The sequence below is a fragment of the Enterobacter sp. HK-058-C-ECC genome (assembly GCF_047531125.1).
Classification (GTDB): domain Bacteria; phylum Pseudomonadota; class Gammaproteobacteria; order Enterobacterales; family Enterobacteriaceae; genus Enterobacter; species Enterobacter quasiroggenkampii.
In genome coordinates this window covers 5,889-22,983 of record NZ_JBLKCH010000010.1, presented here as the reverse complement: position 1 = coordinate 22,983, position 17,095 = coordinate 5,889, and the positions used below count along the sequence as shown (strand labels likewise).

Sequence of the window (17,095 nt, the reverse complement as noted above, 5' to 3'; positions counted from 1 at the left end):
TATAACAGCCGGGATTTCATTACCAACCTCAATTAGTTGGCCAGCACCACATAATGAGAAAACTCTTTTTCGCAGTATTTGCATTTGAGCGCGATGTCATCGGCGCGTTTTTTCACTGCAAAGCTGGAGGAAACCGGCTCAGCATGACTGATGCAGTTGCTGTTCGGGCAGACCAGCACGTTTTCGATGCGATCCGGCAGGCTCGGGCGGGATTTGCCGACCACTTCATACTCGTCGATGCGGTTGACGGTAGCGTCCGGCGCGTACAGCGACAGCTGGTTAACCTGCTCGTCGGTCAGGAAGGTGTTCTCGATTTTAATCAGGTCCTTGCGGCCCATCTCGCCCGACGGCAGGTTCAGGCCGATGGTGATGCGCTGGTCGGTTTCGGTCAGTTTGAACAGCGTCAGCAGCTTAAAGCCCACCTGCGCAGGGATGTGGTCAATCACGGTGCCACGCTTGATGGCTTCAACCTGGAGTTTGTTATCGTGTGTCATGGTCGTCTCCCCTTACAGAGCTAATTCGCGATTCAGAACCAGTGCCAGTAACGCCTGGCGGGCGAAAATGCCGTTTCCGGCCTGCTGGAAGTACCAGGCGTGCGGCGTTTTATCGACGTCTGTGGTGATCTCATCGATGCGTGGCAGCGGGTGCAGGACCTTCATGTTGTCGCGCGCGCCTTCCAGGTCGCTGGCGCGCAGCACGAACTGCGCCTTCACGTTGGCGTATTCGGACGGGTCCAGACGCTCTTTCTGCACGCGGGTCATGTACAGAATATCCACGTGGCTCATCACCTCTTCGATGCTGGCATGCAGGCTCCACGCAATGCCTTTCTCATCCAGCATGTCGAGGATGTACTGCGGCATTGCCAGCGCGTCCGGGGCGATGAAGTAGAAGCGGTTGCCGTTAAATTTCGCCAGCGCCTGGGTCAGGGAGTGTACGGTGCGGCCGTATTTCAGGTCGCCAACCATGGCGATGTTCAGGTTCTCGAGCTTGCCCTGGGTCTCCTGAATGGTAAACAGATCCAGCAGGGTCTGCGTCGGGTGCTGGTTGGCACCGTCACCGGCGTTCAGTACCGGAATGCCGCCGGAAAACTCGGTTGCTAGACGCGCCGCGCCCTCCTGCGGGTGCCGCATCACAATCGCGTCGACGTAGGTGCTGATGACTGAAATGGTATCCGCCAGGGTCTCGCCTTTTTTACCCAGCGACGTGTTGCTGCTGTCCGAGAAGCCCACCACGCTCGCGCCCAGGCGGTGCATGGAGGTCTCAAAGGAGAGGCGGGTGCGGGTTGAGGCTTCAAAGAAGCAGCTCGCAATCACCTTGTGCTTCAGCAGCTCCGGTTGCGGATTGGCCTTCAGTTTTGCCGCGGTTTCCAGAACCAGTTCCAGCTCTTCGCGGCTGAGGTCGTTTATGGAAATGATGTGTTTTTGATAAAGCGGATTCATGTTTATCTCCTGACGCCGGGCAAAAAAAAGCCCCTCAAATGAGGGGCTCTGGGAATAGGTTTAGCAACGGGAAGAAAAACGGCAGGCCAGCGTCTGATTTCAGACGCGGTAAGACGTTATGTCGTACACGCTTGACCATGCTTCCTCCCGGCAAATTGTCGGGCATTATACGCAGCTCGCTTTTCGGATCAAGCGATTTAATGCACGCTTTACTCAATGCAAACGGTTCTTTATGAATATTAATTCGTTCTGAGTAAATAATTAATTTGCTTATGCACCAGCGCGGTGCGCTTCACCACCCGGGGGGCGACCCAGACAATACTGCTGCCGGCCACCACGCCTAATATTTCCGGAAGCTGGTGATAATCCAGAATACGCGCCACCGCGCGGCCATATCCGGCGACGGTATGGACAAGGATAAACTCGCTATTATGCTCGACGCTCACCACCATTTCCGAAACGGTACGTGCGGCGTCAGGGGCAGGGCGCAGTTGAGGATTCAACGAATAAATCTTTAGCCCTTTGGCATTTCGAATTTTTATGACTCCGAGCAACTTCAGCAATCGCGAAACGGTCGACTGGCTGATGCTGTCAAACCCTCTCTCCTGCAGGTCGCGGCGAATCTCTTCCTGCGAAAGATAACTCTTTTCGGCGATCAAACGCTGGCACACCGTGAGCTGCAGTTGTTCTTTGGGAGAGTACTCTTCGTAATCCATCATGTTTCCCATATCAGTTCCCGAAATAACCGGTGACACCGCACCGATCCGTAGGCCGGATAAGCGCAGCGCCATCCGGCAAATTACAACAACGCCCCCAGACTTAACGCCACCATAATCACCACCGTCAGGATCGCCAGCAGCGGCGCCACCCATTTCAGATAGCGCACGTAGGGCACCCGGGCGATAGCCAGCCCGCCCATGACCACCGCTGAGGTCGGCGTGACGAGGTTTACGATGCCGGAGGCCGACTGGTAAGCCGTGACCACCAGGTCGCGGTTGACGTTAGCGAAATCGGCAAGCGGTGCCATGATCGGCATCGTCAGAACGGCCAGGCCGGATGAAGAAGGCACAAGAAACGACAGCACGACCTCCAGCCAGTACATCACGTTGATAAACGCCACCGTGGACAACCCGCTGACCAGCCCTTCCGCGCTGTGCAAAATGGTGTGGGTAATCATGCCCTTATCCATGATGACTACGATACCGCGCGCGATGCCGATAATCAGCGCGACGCCCAGCAAATCTCGCGCGCCGTTGATAAACGTCGACGTCAGCTCCTCTTCGCTCATGCGGGCAATCAGGCCGACAATAATCGCGCTGGCGAGAAATACTGCGGAGATCTCCGCCATCCACCAGCCCAGCACCGCCACGCCGTAAATCATCACCCCAAAGGCGAGGGCAAAAATCACCAGGATGATTTTGCGCACCGGGGTGAATTCCAGCGACTGTTCGCCCTTGTTGCCGAGGAAATGGGCGAGGTTCTCTTCCTGCTTGTCTGCAACGATCGACTGCGAGGGATCCTTGCGCACCTTGCGGGCGTAGCGCATGACCCACGCCACGCAGATGATCCAGCCGATGACCAGCAGCGCCACGCGCAGGGCGATGCCGTTGGTAAAGGGGATCCCGGCGGCGTTGGCGGCGATGACCGTGGCAAACGGGTTAATGGTGGAACCCAGCGTGCCGATCCCCGCGCCGAGCAGCACGGTGGAGGCGGCGACAACCGGATCGAACCGGGCGGCCAGCATCACCGGCACCAGCAGGGTGTAGAACGGCAGCGACTCTTCGGCCATGCCGTAAATGGTGCCGCCCGCGGCGAACAGCGCCATCAGGATCGGGATCATCCACTCCTCGCGTCCGCGCAGCCGGGTGGTGACGCGCTCGATCCCGGCGTCAATCGCCCCTGTTTTGGTGACGATCCCGAGAAATCCCCCGATGATCAGAATAAACAGCGCCACGTCGATCGCCCCGGCCTGGCCGGAAACCGGATCGTACAGCCCGGCGATGGGCGCCATCAGGACGGAAACCAGCCCCTGCGGATGTGCCGCCACGTGCGCGTAGGTTCCGGCAATCGGGACTTCTTTACCGAGGGTGTCGTTCATCGCCATCTGGTACTGACCGGCGGGAACGACCCAGCTCAGCGCCGCCACAACGGCAATCAGAAAAAAGAGAATGGTGTAAGCGGAGGGAAACTTAAACTTGCCCATGATGTTCTCCTTAAACCCGGCGCACCCGCGGCGCGCCGGGCGGTGATTAGTCGCCGAGTGTCGCCACCATGACCGCTTTAATGGTGTGCATGCGGTTCTCTGCTTCGTCGAAGACGATGGAGTTCGGTGATTCGAAGACCTCTTCCGTCACCTCCAGCCCCTTCAACCCGTACGCCATCTCGATCTCGCGGCCCACTTTGGTGTGCTCGTTGTGGAACGCCGGCAGGCAGTGCATGAACTTGACGTTCGGGTTGCCGGTGGCCTTCATCACCTGGGCGTTAATCTGATACGGCTTCATCAGGCTGACGCGCTCGGCCCAGGCTTCCTTCGGCTCGCCCATGGAGACCCACACATCGGTGTAGAGGAAATCGGTCCCCTGCACGCCTTCTTCCACGTCGTCGGTGAGGGTGATGCGCGCGCCCGTCTCTTTCGCGATGGCGCGGCACTGCTCAACCAGCCCCGCTTCCGGCCAGAAGGATTTCGGCGCGACGAGGCGGATATCCATCCCCATCTTGGCCGCGCCGACCATCAGGGAGTTGCCCATGTTGTTGCGCGCGTCGCCGAGATAGGCAAAGCTCAGCTCCGGCAGGGTTTTGCCCGGCGAGTGCTCCAGCATGGTCATCAGGTCGGCGAGGATTTGCGTTGGGTGGAACTCGTCGGTCAGGCCGTTCCACACCGGCACACCCGCGTACTCGCCCAGCTCTTCGACGATGGCCTGCCCGTAGCCGCGGTATTCGATGCCGTCGTACATGCGGCCCAGCACGCGGGCGGTGTCTTTCATCGACTCTTTATGGCCAATCTGCGATCCGCTTGGGCCGAGATAGGTCACCTGCGCGCCCTGGTCGAACGCGCCCACTTCGAAGGCGCAGCGGGTACGGGTGGAGGTTTTTTCAAAGATCAGGGCGATATTTTTCCCGACCAGGGTTTGCTTCTCGCGCCCGGCTTTTTTGGCGGCCTTGAGCTCAATGGCGAGGTCAATCAGGTACTGGATCTCCGCCGGGGTGTAGTCCAGCAGTTTCAGGAAGTTGCGGTTTTTCAGGTTGATGGTCATGGCTAAATCCTTTTTAAAATGAGTGTTCAGTTACGAATCAACGTGCCTTTCTCGCCCGCGAGGATCTCCGCGCCGTCGGCCAGTGCGCCGATCCCGGCAATGCCGTTGCAGGCTTCAACGAACTCGCGGCAGGCGGCCACTTTCGGCCCCATCGATCCGGCGTCGAACTGCATGCCCCTGAGCAGCTCCGGCGTCACCTGCGCCAGCGGACGCTGGGTCGGTTTGCCCCAGTCGAGGTATACCGCGTCGGCATCGGTGAGGATCAGCAGGGCATCGGCTTCGATCTGGCGCGCCAGCAGGGCGGCGGAGAGGTCTTTGTCGATCACCGCTTCGATCCCGTGATAGCCGTTGGCGTGTTCCACCACCGGTACGCCGCCGCCGCCGTTGCAGATCACCAGGTGGTCGCGCTGGATCAGCGCCGTGATGGCGTCGCTCTCAACGATGCGCTTCGGCTGCGGAGAGGGCACCACGCGGCGGACGTAGCTGCCGTCGGCCTTAAACACCCAGCCTTTCTCCGCGGCCAGCGTTTTTGCCTGGGCTTCGCTGTAGACCGGGCCGATGTACTTGGTCGGGTTGCTGAAGGCCGGGTCGGCGGCGTCCACTTCCACCTGGGTGAGCAGGACGCTCACCTCGCGCTGCGGCAGATTGTTTTTCAGCGCCTGCTGGAGCATGTAGCCGATCATTCCCTGGCTTTCCGCGCCGAGAACGTCCAGCGGGTAGGGCGTGACTTTGTCGTAGGCGCTGTTCTGCAGCGCCAGCAGCCCGACCTGCGGCCCGTTGCCGTGTACCAGCACCACGCGCCACTGTGCCGTCAGCCCGGCGATGGTGCGGGCGGCCTGCTCGATGTTCTGGCGCTGGATCTCCGCTTCCAGCGGCTCGCCGCGCTTGAGCAGCGCGTTGCCGCCCAGGGCCACAACCAGAGTGGGTTTTCGTTCCATGATGGCTCCTTTAAATTCCGTCGCGTTCCAGCGGGCAGCTCATGCAGCGCGCGCCGCCGCGGCCGCGTCCGAGTTCGTCGCCCGGGATGGGCAGCACGGTGATACCCGCTTTGTCGTACTTCTCGTTGGTCCAGACGTTGCGCTCGTAGCCGATCACCACGCCGGGGCGGATAGTCAGCACGTTATTGGCGTCGTTCCACTGCTCGCGTTCAGCTTCAAAGGCGTCGCCGCCGGTGGTGATCAGACGTACCTGGTTAATGCCGAGCGCTTTCTCGATGGCGTGCAGCAGGTCGGTTTCCTGGGTGCGCAGCAGGCCGCCGCGTCCGTCCGGGGTGAGCGTCCAGCACTGGGCGTCTTTGCGCACCACTTCCGGGTAGACGGAGAAGGTATCCACGTCGATGTGGGTCATGACGGTGTCGAGGTGCATGCAGGAGCGGTGTTTTGGCAGCTCAACGGCGATCACGCGCTCGGCCTGACGGTGTTTGAACAGGCTGTTGGCGAGGAACTCCACGCCCTGCGGCGTCGTGCGTTCGGACATGCCGATTAATACCGCGCCGCGGCCAATCACTAATACGTCACCGCCTTCTAAGGTGGCGTGGTCGTAATTAATATTCTCATCGCCGAAATACTTAATAAAATCGCCGTCGGCGAACGCCGGGTGCCAGCGATATATTGCCCGCAGGTTATTGGTTTCACGCTGACGCGCCGGTTTGGCCATCGGGTTAATAGAGACGCCGTTATAGATCCAGCAGGAGGTATCGCGGGTAAATAAATGGTTTGGCAGCGGCTTCATAATAAAATCATTCGCCGTGTGGGTATCCACCACCATATTTTTAATGGCCGCCGGAATTTCACTGTAGGTTAATCCGCCGCTCAGCCTGCGCGCCAGTTCGCGGTGCGGCATATCCGCCAGCCAGCCGCGAACGTCGCCGGCAAAGGTAGGGCCGAGGCGATAATCAGAGATTTGCGTCTCCAGCAGCCAGGCTTTCGCCTCTGCAATATCAAGGGATTGTGTCAGAAGGTCGGTCAACAGCAGGACTTCCACACCCTGCTCGCGCAGCGTGTTTGCGAAGATGTCATGCTCCTCACCCGCCCGCTCAACCGAGAGCACGTCATCGAAAAGCAGCTCCTGACAATTCGATGGCGTTAAACGTTTCAGACTTAAATTTGGGCGGTGCAGCATAACGCTACGCAATTGACCAATTTCAGAACCGACGTAATGCTTTTCCATAATTATTCCTTTAACTGTTTTTCAGAATAAAAAGGGCATGCGCCATGTGATGCATTTAATTTCATGGCGGCTAAGCTCAATTGATTTCGTAATTCATACTAGGCAGTTAAATAATCCGTATTGTGATGTTGCTCACGCGAAAATGGATATTAAGCGGTTTGTTTTCATTTGCATGATTCGCATCAGATAATGATTAATTGGCTATTCTGGCGAGGTGAATAGCTAAGCACTATCCGTTGTCATTATTTGTAGTTGTTAGTGTTTTGTAGAATTTCATGCTTTGAAATATTTTGTTAAGCCATTGATTTTAATTGCATTTAAAGGCGACGGAGAATGGCTATGCAATATTGATAATTAACTATTTTTGGCTTAAGGAAAATCAATAAATATTTATTGAATTTAATAGCAAATTATCAAAGTGATAAAATGTGAAGCTGTAGCGAGTTTTGTTGTTAAGGCATGACGATCAGTAAGTTAGCGCAAGGCCGTGATAACGAAGAACTGAAGATATGCATAATGGCTGCATAAATGCCTGCGAGGGCTTAACAGCAAATTAACACCATTCCCGATAAACATGCGTTCGCGCAAAACCCGTCTAAAAAGCGCTGGTATGGCAGCCAGGATTCTCGTATAAAAGATGAAAATGAAACGTTGTTTTATATCGAGGGTTTTCTGATGATTATCGGCAACATCCACCATCTGCACTCCTGGCTGCCTGACGAACTGCGACAGGCCATTGAGCATGTTAAAGCCCACGTCACCGACGCCACGCCGCTCGGGAAACACGACATCAGCGGCAACAGCCTGTTTTATCTGGTCTCTGAAGATACAACCCAGCCGTTCGCCGAGCGTCGCGCCGAGTACCACGCGCGCTATCTGGATATTCAGATTGTGATGAAGGGTCAGGAAGGGATGACATTCAGCATCCTGCCGCCCGGCACGCCGGACACCGACTGGCTGGCGGACAAAGACATCGCCTTCCTGCCGGAAGGTGAGCAGGAGAAAACCGTGGTGCTGAGCGAAGGGGATTTTGTGGTGTTCTGGCCGGGTGAGGTGCACAAGCCGCTGTGCGCGGTGGGGGCACCTGCTAAGGTCAGGAAAGTTGTGGTGAAGATGCTTGTAGAGTAACCCTTACCCCTCACCCTAACCCTCTCCCCACAGGGGAGAGGGCCGGGGTGAGGGGAGAAGATATGTGATCCAGCTTAAATTTCCCGCACTCCCTCTCCATCTCTCATTTACCTGCGCTTTTCCTGCGTCATAGTATGATCGTTAATTTAACGAACGATGTTCTATAATGTAGAACAAAATGATTCAACAAGGAGATCTCATGCCGCAGTCCGCGTTGTTTACGGGAATCATTCCCCCTGTCTCCACCATTTTTACCGCCGATGGCCAGCTCGATAAGCAGGGTACCGCCGCGCTGATCGACGATCTGATCGCGGCAGGCGTTGACGGCCTGTTCTTCCTGGGCAGCGGCGGCGAATTTTCCCAGCTCGGCGCCGAAGAGCGTAAAACCATTGCCAAATTTGCTATCGATCATGTCGATCGTCGCGTACCGGTCCTGATCGGCACCGGCGGCACCAACGCCCGGGAAACCATTGCGCTCAGCCAGCACGCGCAGCAGGCGGGGGCGGACGGCATCGTGGTGATCAACCCTTACTACTGGAAAGTGTCGGAAGCGAACCTGATCCGCTATTTCGAGCAGGTGGCCGACAGCGTCACGCTGCCGGTGATGCTCTATAACTTCCCGGCGCTGACCGGGCAGGATCTGACCCCGGCGCTGGTGAAAACCCTGGCCGACTCGCGCAGCAACATCGTCGGCATCAAAGACACCATCGACTCCGTCGCCCACCTGCGCAGCATGATCCACACCGTCAAAGCCGCTCACCCGCACTTCACCGTGCTCTGCGGCTACGACGATCATCTGTTCAATACCCTGCTGCTCGGCGGCGACGGGGCGATTTCGGCGAGCGTCAACTTTGCTCCGCAGGTGTCGGTGAATCTTCTGAAAGCCTGGCGGGATAAAGACGTGGCGAAAGCGGCTGAGTATCATCAGACCTTACTGCAAATCCCGCAGATGTATCAGCTGGATACGCCGTTTGTGAACGTTATTAAAGAGGCGATTGTGCTCTGCGGCCGCCCGATCTCCACGCACGTGCTGCCGCCCGCGTCACCACTGGACGAGCCGCGCAAGGCGCAGCTGAAAACCCTGCTGCAACAGCTCAAGCTCTGCTGAGCCGGACGATAACCATGACCATCGAGAAGATTTTCACCCCACAGGACGATGCGTTTTATGCGGTGATCACCCACGCGGCGGGGCCGCAGGGCGCGCTGCCACTGACCCCGCAGATGCTGATGGAATCCCCCAGCGGCAACCTGTTCGGCATGACGCAGAACGCCGGGATGGGCTGGGACGCCAACAAGCTGACCGGCAAAGAGGTGCTGATTATCGGCACCCAGGGCGGCATCCGCGCCGGGGACGGACGCCCGGTCGCGCTGGGCTACCACACCGGCCACTGGGAGATCGGCATGCAGATGCAGGCGGCGGCGAAGGAGATCACCCGCAACGGCGGGATCCCGTTTGCGGCCTTCGTCAGCGATCCGTGCGACGGGCGCTCTCAGGGCACGCACGGCATGTTCGACTCACTGCCGTACCGCAACGACGCGGCGATCGTGTTTCGCCGCCTGATCCGTTCCCTCCCGACGCGTCGGGCGGTGATTGGCGTCGCCACCTGTGATAAAGGGCTGCCCGCCACCATGATTGCCCTGGCCTCGATGCACGACCTGCCGACCATTCTGGTGCCGGGCGGGGCGACGCTGCCGCCAACCGTGGGGGAAGACGCGGGCAAGGTGCAGACCATTGGCGCGCGCTTTGCCAACCACGAACTCTCCCTGCAGGAGGCCGCCGAGCTGGGCTGTCGCGCCTGCGCCTCGCCGGGTGGCGGATGTCAGTTCCTCGGTACGGCGGGCACCTCGCAGGTGGTCGCGGAAGCGCTGGGTCTGGCGCTGCCGCACTCCGCGTTGGCCCCGTCCGGACAGGCGGTGTGGCTGGAGATCGCCCGCCAGTCGGCGCGGGCGGTCAGCGAGCTGGATAACCGCGGCATCACCACGCGCGATATCCTGACTGACAAAGCCATCGAAAACGCCATGGTGATCCACGCGGCGTTCGGCGGCTCGACCAATTTACTGCTGCACATTCCGGCCATCGCCCACGCGGCGGGCTGCACAATCCCGGACGTAGAGCACTGGACGCGCGTCAACCGCAGGGTGCCGCGCCTGGTCAGCGTGCTGCCCAACGGCCCGGACTATCACCCAACCGTGCGCGCCTTCCTCGCGGGCGGCGTGCCGGAGGTGATGCTTCACCTGCGCGATCTTGGCCTGCTGCATCTGGACGCCATGACCGTGACCGGCCAGACGGTGGGCGAAAACCTCGACTGGTGGCAGGCGTCCGAACGCCGGGCGCGCTTCCGCCAGTGCCTGCGCGAGCAGGATGGCGTGGATCCGGATGACGTGATCCTGCCGCCGAAGAAGGCAAAAGCGAAAGGGCTGACCTCGACGGTTTGTTTCCCGACGGGCAACATCGCCCCGGAAGGATCGGTGATCAAGGCCACGGCGATCGACCCGTCGGTCGTCGGTGAAGATGGCGTTTACCGCCACACCGGCCGGGCGCGGGTGTTTGTCTCGGAAGCGCAGGCGATCAAGGCCATCAAGCGGGAAGAGATCAAGCAGGGTGATATCATGGTGGTGATCGGCGGCGGGCCGTCCGGCACCGGCATGGAAGAGACCTATCAGCTTACCTCCGCGCTGAAGCATATCTCGTGGGGCAAGACGGTATCGTTAATCACCGATGCGCGCTTCTCGGGCGTGTCGACAGGCGCCTGCTTCGGCCACGTGTCGCCGGAGGCGCTGGCGGGCGGGCCGATTGGCAAGCTGCGCGATAACGACATTATCGAGATAGCCGTCGACCGGCTGACATTAACAGGCAGCGTGAACTTTATCGGCACGGCGGATAACCCGCTGACGCCGGAGGAGGGCGCGCGCGAGCTGGCAATGCGGCAGACGCACCCGGACCTGCACGCCCACGACTTTTTGCCGGACGACACCCGCCTGTGGGCAGCATTACAGTCGGTCAGCGGCGGCACCTGGAAAGGCTGTATTTATGACACCGATAAAATTATCGAGGTAATTAACGCCGGTAAAAAAGCGCTCGGCATTTAATTATTTATCAGGCGATTGTCGTCTACGGAATATATTCCGTGGACGGCTTTTGCTTGTCTTTGTTTTATCAATTTAAACAATAAGTTGTGATATATCGCTGGCGTCACAAAAGCAAAATAACGTAATTCAGAAATAAGATATGACCATTGCTGGTTAATTGAACAGCTCATTACACTCCATTAACACGATGTTGTAATTCAGCACACTACATAAGGGTGTAATTCTGATGACGCAATTAACCATGAAAGACAAAATTGGCTACGGGCTGGGTGACACCGCCTGCGGCTTCGTCTGGCAGGCTACCATGTTCCTGCTGGCCTACTTCTACACCGACGTCTTTGGCCTGTCGGCGGGCATTATGGGGACGCTGTTTTTAATCTCCCGCGTGCTCGACGCCGTGACCGACCCGCTGATGGGGCTGCTGGTCGACCGCACCCGCACGCGGCACGGCCAGTTCCGCCCGTTCCTGCTGTGGGGCGCCATCCCGTTTGGCATCGTCTGCGTGCTGACCTTCTACACGCCGGATTTCTCCGCGCAGGGCAAAATCATCTACGCCTGCGTGACCTACATTCTTCTGACCCTGGTCTACACCTTCGTTAACGTGCCCTACTGCGCCATGCCCGGCGTCATCACCGCCGACCCGAAAGAGCGTCACGCCCTGCAGTCCTGGCGCTTCTTCCTGGCGGCGGCGGGATCGCTCGCCATCAGCGGCATTGCCCTGCCGCTGGTGAGCATCATCGGCAAAGGGGACGAGCAGGTGGGCTATTTCGGCGCCATGTGCGTGCTGGGCCTGACCGGCGTGGTGCTGCTCTACGTCTGCTTCTTCACCACCAAAGAGCGCTACACCTTTGAGGTGCAGCCGGGCTCGTCGGTGGCGAAAGATCTCAAGCTTCTGCTCGGCAACGGCCAGTGGCGGATCATGTGCGCGTTCAAGATGATGGCGACCTGTTCCAACGTGGTGCGCGGCGGGGCGACGCTCTACTTCGTCAAATACGTGATGGATCACCCGGAGATGGCGACCCAGTTTTTACTCTACGGCAGCCTCGCCACCATGTTTGGCTCGCTCTGCTCCTCCCGCCTGCTGGGGCGCTTCGACCGCGTCACCGCCTTCAAGTGGATCATCGTCGCCTACTCGCTGATCAGCCTGCTGATTTTCGTCACCCCGGCGGAACATATCGCGCTGATTTTCGCCCTCAACATCCTGTTCCTGTTCGTCTTTAACACCACCACGCCGCTGCAGTGGCTGATGGCCTCTGACGTGGTGGATTACGAGGAGAGCCGCAGCGGGCGCCGCCTCGACGGGCTGGTGTTCTCCACCTACCTGTTCAGCCTGAAGATTGGCCTGGCGATTGGCGGGGCGGTGGTGGGCTGGATCCTGGCGTACGTCAACTACTCTGCCAGCAGCAGCGTGCAGCCGGTCGAGGTGCTGACCACCATCAAAATCCTGTTCTGCGTGGTGCCGGTGGTGCTCTACGCGGGCATGTTCATCATGCTGTCGTTCTACAAGCTCACCGACGCCCGCGTGGAGGCCATCAGCCAGCAGCTGATCAAGCACCGCGCGGCGCAGGGCGAGGCCGTTCCCGACGCTGCGACAGCCGCATCCCATTAACCGGAGGCACTATGCAAATCACTAACCCTATTCTGACCGGCTTCAATCCGGATCCTTCCCTGTGCCGTCAGGGCGAGGACTACTACATCGCCACTTCGACCTTCGAGTGGTTCCCGGGCGTGCGCATCTACCACTCCCGCGACCTGAAAAACTGGTCGCTGGTCAGCACCCCGCTGGACCGCGTGTCGATGCTGGACATGAAGGGCAACCCGGACTCCGGCGGCATCTGGGCGCCGTGCCTGAGCTACGCCGACGGCAGGTTCTGGTTGCTCTACACCGACGTAAAGATTGTCGACTCGCCGTGGAAAAACGGCCGCAACTTCCTCGTCACCGCGCCGTCCATCGAGGGACCGTGGAGCGAGCCGATCCCGATGGGCAACGGCGGGTTTGACCCGTCCCTGTTCCATGACGACGATGGCCGCAAATATTACCTCTACCGCCCGTGGGGGCCGCGCCACCACAGCAACCCGCACAACACCATCGTGATGCAGGAATTTGACCCGCAGACCGGGACGCTCTCGCCCGAGCGTAAAACCCTGTTTACCGGCACGCCGCTCTGCTACACCGAGGGGGCGCACCTTTATCGCCACGCGGGATGGTACTACCTGATGGTCGCCGAAGGCGGCACCAGCTACGAGCACGCCGTCGTGGTGCTGCGTTCCAAAAACATCGACGGGCCGTACGAGTTGCACCCGGACGTGACGATGATGACCAGCTGGCACCTGCCGGAGAACCCGCTACAGAAGAGCGGCCACGGCTCGCTGCTGCAGACCCACACGGGGGAGTGGTTCATGGCCTACCTCACCAGCCGCCCGCTGCGCCTGCCCGGCGTGCCGCTGCTGGCCTCCGGCGGGCGTGGCTACTGCCCGCTGGGGCGCGAGACCGGTATCGCCCGCATTGAATGGCGCGACGGCTGGCCGTACGTGGAAGGCGGCAAGCACGCGCAGCTGACCGTGAAAGGCCCGCAGGTGGCGGAGCAGCCTGCAGCCGTTCAGGGCATCTGGCGGGAGGATTTCGACGCCAGTTCGCTCGCCCCGGAGTTGCAGACCCTGCGCATTCCGTTCGACGACACCCTCGGCTCGCTCACCTCGCGCCCGGGCTACTTACGGCTCTACGGCAACGACTCGCTCAACTCGACCTTTACCCAGTCAACCGTGGCGCGCCGCTGGCAGCACTTCACCTTCCGGGCGGAGACGCGGATGCAGTTCTCGCCGGTTCACTTCCAGCAGAGCGCGGGGCTGACCTGCTACTACAACAGCAAAAACTGGAGCTACTGCTTTGTGGACTACGAGGAGGGGCAGGGCAGAACGATTAAGGTGATCCAGCTCGACCACAACGTGCCGTCGTGGCCGCTGCATGAGCAGCCGATTCCGGTGCCGGAACATGCGGAGAGCGTCTGGCTGCGTGTGGACGTGGATACGCTGGTTTACCGCTACAGCTACTCGTTCGACGGCGAGACGTGGCACACCGTGCCGGTAACGTATGAGGCGTGGAAACTGTCGGATGACTACATCGGCGGGCGCGGCTTCTTTACCGGCGCGTTTGTGGGGCTGCACTGCGAGGACATCAGCGGAGATGGCTGCCACGCAGACTTTGACTACTTCACCTACGAGCCGGTTTAACGGCTCAGGCCGGGTAGCCCAGCGCGCGTGACAGCTCGAGCCCGGCCTGCTGAAGCTGCTCGCGGAAGCGGGCCAGCTCTGCGTCGTCCACGCGCGAGGTCAGCGTCGACAGGCTCAGGGCGGCGATGACGCGGGATTCGTGGTTCCACACCGGTACCGCCACGCAGCGCACGCCCTGCTCGTTCTCTTCGCTATCCAGGGCGTAACCCTGCTCGCGGGTCTGCGTCAGGGCGGCCATTAGCTCTTCACGAGAGGCGAGGGTGGAAGGGGTATAGGTGGTGTACTGATAGCCCTCCAGCAGAGCGTTCAGTTCGGCCTCGCCCAGCCAGGCAATCAACACCTTGCCGATAGCGGTGGCGTGAACCGGCAGGCGGCGGCCAATGCGCGAATAGGCGATGGCGGCCAGCTTGCCTTCAATCTTCTCGATATAGACCCCTTCACGCCCGTCCAGGATCCCCAGATGGGTGGTCTGCCCGGTCCGCTGGGACAGCTCCGTCAGCCAGCCTTTCGCCTTCTGACGAATATCGATGGAGCCCACGACAAAATGGCCGCGCTCGACCAGCTTCATGCCGAGGCGATATTTGCCGTTCTCCGGGTTCTGATCGATATAGCCGTGAAGCTGCAGAGTTTTCAGCAGCGAGTGGAGGGTACTCTTGCTCAGCCCCATCAGTTTGCTGATGTCGGTGATCTTAAGCTCGGTGGCCTGCTCGTTGAACAGGTCGAGGATCTGCAACGCACGTTCAACAGACTGAATAATCGGCATAATGCTGGCATGTCCACGCTGGAATTGAGGCGAAAACGTACCTTTTTCGGGGTGAAAAATCAATTAAGTAGAGCGGGTTGTGGGAGAAAGGACATCAGGCCGCATCGTCGCCTGATTCGCCCGGCGGCGCTTCGCTTGCACGGGCCTACGGGTTGGGTGCTCTCCCTCTCCCTGTGGGAGAGGGCATCAGGCCGCATCGTCGCCTGATCCGCCCGGCGGCGCTACGCTTGCACGGGCCTACGGGTTGGGTGTTCTCTCTCCCCGTGGGAGAAGGCCGGGGTGAGGGCACCAGGCCGCATCACCGCCTGATTCGCCCGGCGGCGCTTCGCTTGCACGGGCCTACGGGGGGGGTTTTCTGCCACTCCCCGGGGGTGAGGGCCGGGGTGAGGGCACCAGACCGCAGAGGAGTCAATCACTCCCCAAGCGTCGCCACCATCACCGCCTTAATCGTATGCATCCGGTTTTCTGCCTGGTCGAACACGATGCTCGCCGCCGACTCAAACACCTCGTCCGTCACTTCCATCCCGCCGTGCAGATCAAAGTCCTTCGCCATCTGCTTGCCGAGCGTGGTCTGGTCGTCATGGAACGCCGGCAGACAGTGCAGGAACTTCACGTTCCGGTTGCCGGTCAGCGCCATCATCTGCGCGTTCACCTGATACCCACGCAGCAGCGCAATCCGCTCCGCCCACTTCTCTTTGGCTTCGCCCATCGACACCCACACGTCGGTATAGATAAAGTCCGCGCCCTTCACGCCCGCCGCCACGTCTTCCGTCAGGGTAATTTTCCCGCCGTGTTTTTCCGCCAGCGCGCTGCACTCCGCGACCAGGCTCTCTTCCGGCCAGCAGGCCTTCGGGGCCACCAGACGCAGATCCAGCCCGGTCAGCGCCGCCGCTTCCAGCATCGAGTTGCCCATGTTGTTGCGCGCGTCGCCCGCGTAGACCAGCGTCATCTCGTTAAACGCCTTGCCCGGCAGGTGCTCCTGCATGGTCAGCAGGTCAGCCAGCAGCTGCGTCGGGTGGAACTCGTTGGTCAGCCCGTTCCACACCGGCACGCCCGCATACTGTGCCAGCGTTTCGACGACTTCCTGGCCGTGGCCGCGATACTGAATGCCGTCGTACATCCGCCCGAGCACGCGCGCGGTGTCTTTAATTGACTCTTTATGCCCAATCTGGCTGCCGCTCGGCCCTAAATAGGTAACGCGCGCGCCCTGGTCAAATGCGGCAACTTCGAAAGAGCAACGGGTACGGGTCGAGTCTTTTTCGAAGATGAGCGCGATGTTTTTACCGGTAAGTTTTTGTACTTCCTTGCCATTTTTTTTATCGGCTTTGAGCTGTGCGGCAAGGGCCAGCAGAGAAGTGAACTGTGCAGGGGTAAAGTCGAGCAATTTCAGAAAGTGTTTCTTGTACAGATCAGACATTTTATCCTCACATGGCGAACGCCACTTATTGAATTAAAATTCACTTTATATGTGTAATTATTCATTTGCAACCCCGTTTCACAAATCTTTCCAACAAAGGTGGAGGCAAACCCGTCCGTGTGTGAAAATAGAAGTATCTGCCGCACTTTAAAGAGGATTGAGCCATGGCAAACCCGGAATTACTGGAAGAGCAACGCGAAGAAACGCGTCTGATTATTGAAGAGCTGCTGGAAGACGGTAGCGATCCGGACGCGCTGTACACCATCGAGCACCATTTCTCTGCGGATGATTTCGACGCGCTGGAAAAAATGGCCGTGGAAGCCTTCAAGCTGGGTTACGAAGTGACCGAGCCGGAAGAGCTGGAAGTGGAAGAGGGCGACACCGTCATCTGCTGCGACATCCTGAGCGAAGGCGCGCTGAAGGCGGAGCTGATCGACGCGCAGGTCGAACAACTGATGAACCTGGCCGAGAAGTTTGACGTGGAATACGACGGCTGGGGAACCTATTTCGAAGATCCGAACGGTGAAGACGGCGAAGAAGGCGACGACGAAGATTACATCGACGAAGACGACGACGGCGTGCGCCACTAAGTGATTCAGGCGGT

Annotated in this window: 17 protein-coding genes and 1 pseudogene; 7 read left to right on the top strand and 11 right to left on the bottom strand. The window is 59.4% G+C overall.

Features of this window, described 5'->3' with window-relative positions; all coding sequences use genetic code 11:
• Positions 1-32: 32 nt before the first annotated feature.
• Genes pyrI through ACMWJS_RS17795 form a run of 3 tightly spaced genes read right to left on the bottom strand, consistent with a single transcriptional unit; the run spans position 33 to position 1,578 of the window.
• Complete coding sequence (gene pyrI / locus ACMWJS_RS17805; protein ID WP_045908062.1) at positions 33-494, bottom strand: aspartate carbamoyltransferase regulatory subunit; 462 nt, start codon at positions 492-494, stop codon at positions 33-35.
• Between the two features lie 12 nt (positions 495-506).
• Positions 507-1,439 carry an aspartate carbamoyltransferase gene (gene pyrB, locus ACMWJS_RS17800; protein WP_032651472.1) on the bottom strand — a complete coding sequence of 311 codons (933 nt, stop codon included), beginning with the start codon at positions 1,437-1,439 and terminating at the stop codon, positions 507-509.
• A gap of 34 nt (positions 1,440-1,473) precedes the next feature.
• Positions 1,474-1,578: a pyrBI operon leader peptide gene (locus tag ACMWJS_RS17795; RefSeq protein WP_022646880.1), complete on the bottom strand. Its 105-nt coding sequence runs from the start codon at positions 1,576-1,578 to the stop codon at positions 1,474-1,476.
• On the opposite strand from ACMWJS_RS17795, the pseudogene ACMWJS_RS17790 reads away from it, so the two are divergent.
• Positions 1,558-1,675 (top strand): annotated as a pseudogene (locus ACMWJS_RS17790) (hypothetical protein). The gene ACMWJS_RS17795 and the pseudogene ACMWJS_RS17790 overlap by 21 nt on opposite strands.
• 3 nt (positions 1,676-1,678) lie before the next feature.
• Here the strand turns inward: ACMWJS_RS17790 and ACMWJS_RS17785 are convergent.
• From ACMWJS_RS17785 to arcA, 5 genes are all read right to left on the bottom strand, one after another.
• Complete coding sequence (locus ACMWJS_RS17785; protein ID WP_039024059.1) at positions 1,679-2,158, bottom strand: arginine repressor; 480 nt, start codon at positions 2,156-2,158, stop codon at positions 1,679-1,681.
• Between the two features lie 80 nt (positions 2,159-2,238).
• Positions 2,239-3,642 carry a YfcC family protein gene (locus ACMWJS_RS17780; protein WP_277718320.1) on the bottom strand — a complete coding sequence of 468 codons (1,404 nt, stop codon included), beginning with the start codon at positions 3,640-3,642 and terminating at the stop codon, positions 2,239-2,241.
• A 46-nt stretch (positions 3,643-3,688) separates the two neighbouring features.
• The gene (argF, locus tag ACMWJS_RS17775) at positions 3,689-4,693 is read right to left on the bottom strand and encodes an ornithine carbamoyltransferase (protein WP_008501386.1); all 1,005 of its coding nucleotides are present in this window, start codon (positions 4,691-4,693) and stop codon (positions 3,689-3,691) included.
• A 26-nt stretch (positions 4,694-4,719) separates the two neighbouring features.
• Entirely contained in the window at positions 4,720-5,631 is a 912-nt protein-coding gene (arcC, locus tag ACMWJS_RS17770) for a carbamate kinase (RefSeq protein WP_229226647.1), read from the bottom strand.
• A 10-nt stretch (positions 5,632-5,641) separates the two neighbouring features.
• Complete coding sequence (gene arcA, locus ACMWJS_RS17765; RefSeq protein WP_414747369.1) at positions 5,642-6,862, bottom strand: arginine deiminase; 1,221 nt, start codon at positions 6,860-6,862, stop codon at positions 5,642-5,644.
• 675 nt (positions 6,863-7,537) lie between these two features.
• Between arcA and ACMWJS_RS17760 the strand changes: the two genes are divergently transcribed.
• The 5 genes from ACMWJS_RS17760 (at position 7,538) to ACMWJS_RS17740 (ending at position 14,311) form a co-directional block, all read left to right on the top strand.
• Positions 7,538-7,990, top strand: a complete 453-nt coding sequence (locus ACMWJS_RS17760; RefSeq protein ID WP_414747368.1) for a YhcH/YjgK/YiaL family protein — start codon at positions 7,538-7,540, stop codon at positions 7,988-7,990.
• A 199-nt stretch (positions 7,991-8,189) separates the two neighbouring features.
• On the top strand, positions 8,190-9,098 hold the full coding sequence (gene yagE, locus ACMWJS_RS17755) for a 2-keto-3-deoxygluconate aldolase (protein ID WP_414747367.1): 909 nt from the start codon (positions 8,190-8,192) through the stop codon (positions 9,096-9,098).
• A 14-nt stretch (positions 9,099-9,112) separates the two neighbouring features.
• Positions 9,113-11,080 carry a xylonate dehydratase YagF gene (gene yagF / locus ACMWJS_RS17750; protein WP_334755770.1) on the top strand — a complete coding sequence of 656 codons (1,968 nt, stop codon included), beginning with the start codon at positions 9,113-9,115 and terminating at the stop codon, positions 11,078-11,080.
• 226 nt (positions 11,081-11,306) lie between these two features.
• On the top strand, positions 11,307-12,689 hold the full coding sequence (locus tag ACMWJS_RS17745) for an MFS transporter (protein WP_023293405.1): 1,383 nt from the start codon (positions 11,307-11,309) through the stop codon (positions 12,687-12,689).
• Between the two features lie 11 nt (positions 12,690-12,700).
• On the top strand, positions 12,701-14,311 hold the full coding sequence (locus ACMWJS_RS17740; RefSeq protein WP_414747366.1) for a glycoside hydrolase family 43 protein: 1,611 nt from the start codon (positions 12,701-12,703) through the stop codon (positions 14,309-14,311).
• 4 nt (positions 14,312-14,315) lie between these two features.
• Here ACMWJS_RS17740 and xynR read toward each other — a convergent pair whose 3' ends face one another.
• From xynR to argL, 3 genes are all read right to left on the bottom strand, one after another.
• The gene (xynR, locus tag ACMWJS_RS17735) at positions 14,316-15,074 is read right to left on the bottom strand and encodes a DNA-binding transcriptional repressor XynR (RefSeq protein ID WP_414747365.1); all 759 of its coding nucleotides are present in this window, start codon (positions 15,072-15,074) and stop codon (positions 14,316-14,318) included.
• A 412-nt stretch (positions 15,075-15,486) separates the two neighbouring features.
• Positions 15,487-16,491: an ornithine carbamoyltransferase gene (gene argF / locus ACMWJS_RS17730; RefSeq protein ID WP_414747364.1), complete on the bottom strand. Its 1,005-nt coding sequence runs from the start codon at positions 16,489-16,491 to the stop codon at positions 15,487-15,489.
• On the bottom strand, positions 16,461-16,556 hold the full coding sequence (argL, locus tag ACMWJS_RS17725) for a putative translational regulatory protein ArgL (protein WP_213014347.1): 96 nt from the start codon (positions 16,554-16,556) through the stop codon (positions 16,461-16,463). Before argL ends, argF (ACMWJS_RS17730) begins: the two co-directional genes overlap by 31 nt.
• 99 nt (positions 16,557-16,655) lie before the next feature.
• Here argL and rraB point away from each other — a divergent pair, with 99 nt between their 5' ends.
• On the top strand, positions 16,656-17,081 hold the full coding sequence (gene rraB, locus ACMWJS_RS17720; protein ID WP_023324077.1) for a ribonuclease E inhibitor RraB: 426 nt from the start codon (positions 16,656-16,658) through the stop codon (positions 17,079-17,081).
• Positions 17,082-17,095 lie beyond the last annotated feature (14 nt).

Coding starts and splice junctions, on each gene's coding strand:
- pyrI (WP_045908062.1), bottom strand. CDS start 494: ATGACACACGATAACAAACTCCAGGTTGAAGCCATCAAGCGTGGCACC.
- pyrB (WP_032651472.1), bottom strand. CDS start 1,439: ATGAATCCGCTTTATCAAAAACACATCATTTCCATAAACGACCTCAGC.
- ACMWJS_RS17795 (WP_022646880.1), bottom strand. CDS start 1,578: ATGGTCAAGCGTGTACGACATAACGTCTTACCGCGTCTGAAATCAGAC.
- ACMWJS_RS17785 (WP_039024059.1), bottom strand. CDS start 2,158: ATGATGGATTACGAAGAGTACTCTCCCAAAGAACAACTGCAGCTCACG.
- ACMWJS_RS17780 (WP_277718320.1), bottom strand. CDS start 3,642: ATGGGCAAGTTTAAGTTTCCCTCCGCTTACACCATTCTCTTTTTTCTG.
- argF (WP_008501386.1), bottom strand. CDS start 4,693: ATGACCATCAACCTGAAAAACCGCAACTTCCTGAAACTGCTGGACTAC.
- arcC (WP_229226647.1), bottom strand. CDS start 5,631: ATGGAACGAAAACCCACTCTGGTTGTGGCCCTGGGCGGCAACGCGCTG.
- arcA (WP_414747369.1), bottom strand. CDS start 6,862: ATGGAAAAGCATTACGTCGGTTCTGAAATTGGTCAATTGCGTAGCGTT.
- ACMWJS_RS17760 (WP_414747368.1), top strand. CDS start 7,538: ATGATTATCGGCAACATCCACCATCTGCACTCCTGGCTGCCTGACGAA.
- yagE (WP_414747367.1), top strand. CDS start 8,190: ATGCCGCAGTCCGCGTTGTTTACGGGAATCATTCCCCCTGTCTCCACC.
- yagF (WP_334755770.1), top strand. CDS start 9,113: ATGACCATCGAGAAGATTTTCACCCCACAGGACGATGCGTTTTATGCG.
- ACMWJS_RS17745 (WP_023293405.1), top strand. CDS start 11,307: ATGACGCAATTAACCATGAAAGACAAAATTGGCTACGGGCTGGGTGAC.
- ACMWJS_RS17740 (WP_414747366.1), top strand. CDS start 12,701: ATGCAAATCACTAACCCTATTCTGACCGGCTTCAATCCGGATCCTTCC.
- xynR (WP_414747365.1), bottom strand. CDS start 15,074: ATGCCGATTATTCAGTCTGTTGAACGTGCGTTGCAGATCCTCGACCTG.
- argF (WP_414747364.1), bottom strand. CDS start 16,491: ATGTCTGATCTGTACAAGAAACACTTTCTGAAATTGCTCGACTTTACC.
- argL (WP_213014347.1), bottom strand. CDS start 16,556: ATGAATAATTACACATATAAAGTGAATTTTAATTCAATAAGTGGCGTT.
- rraB (WP_023324077.1), top strand. CDS start 16,656: ATGGCAAACCCGGAATTACTGGAAGAGCAACGCGAAGAAACGCGTCTG.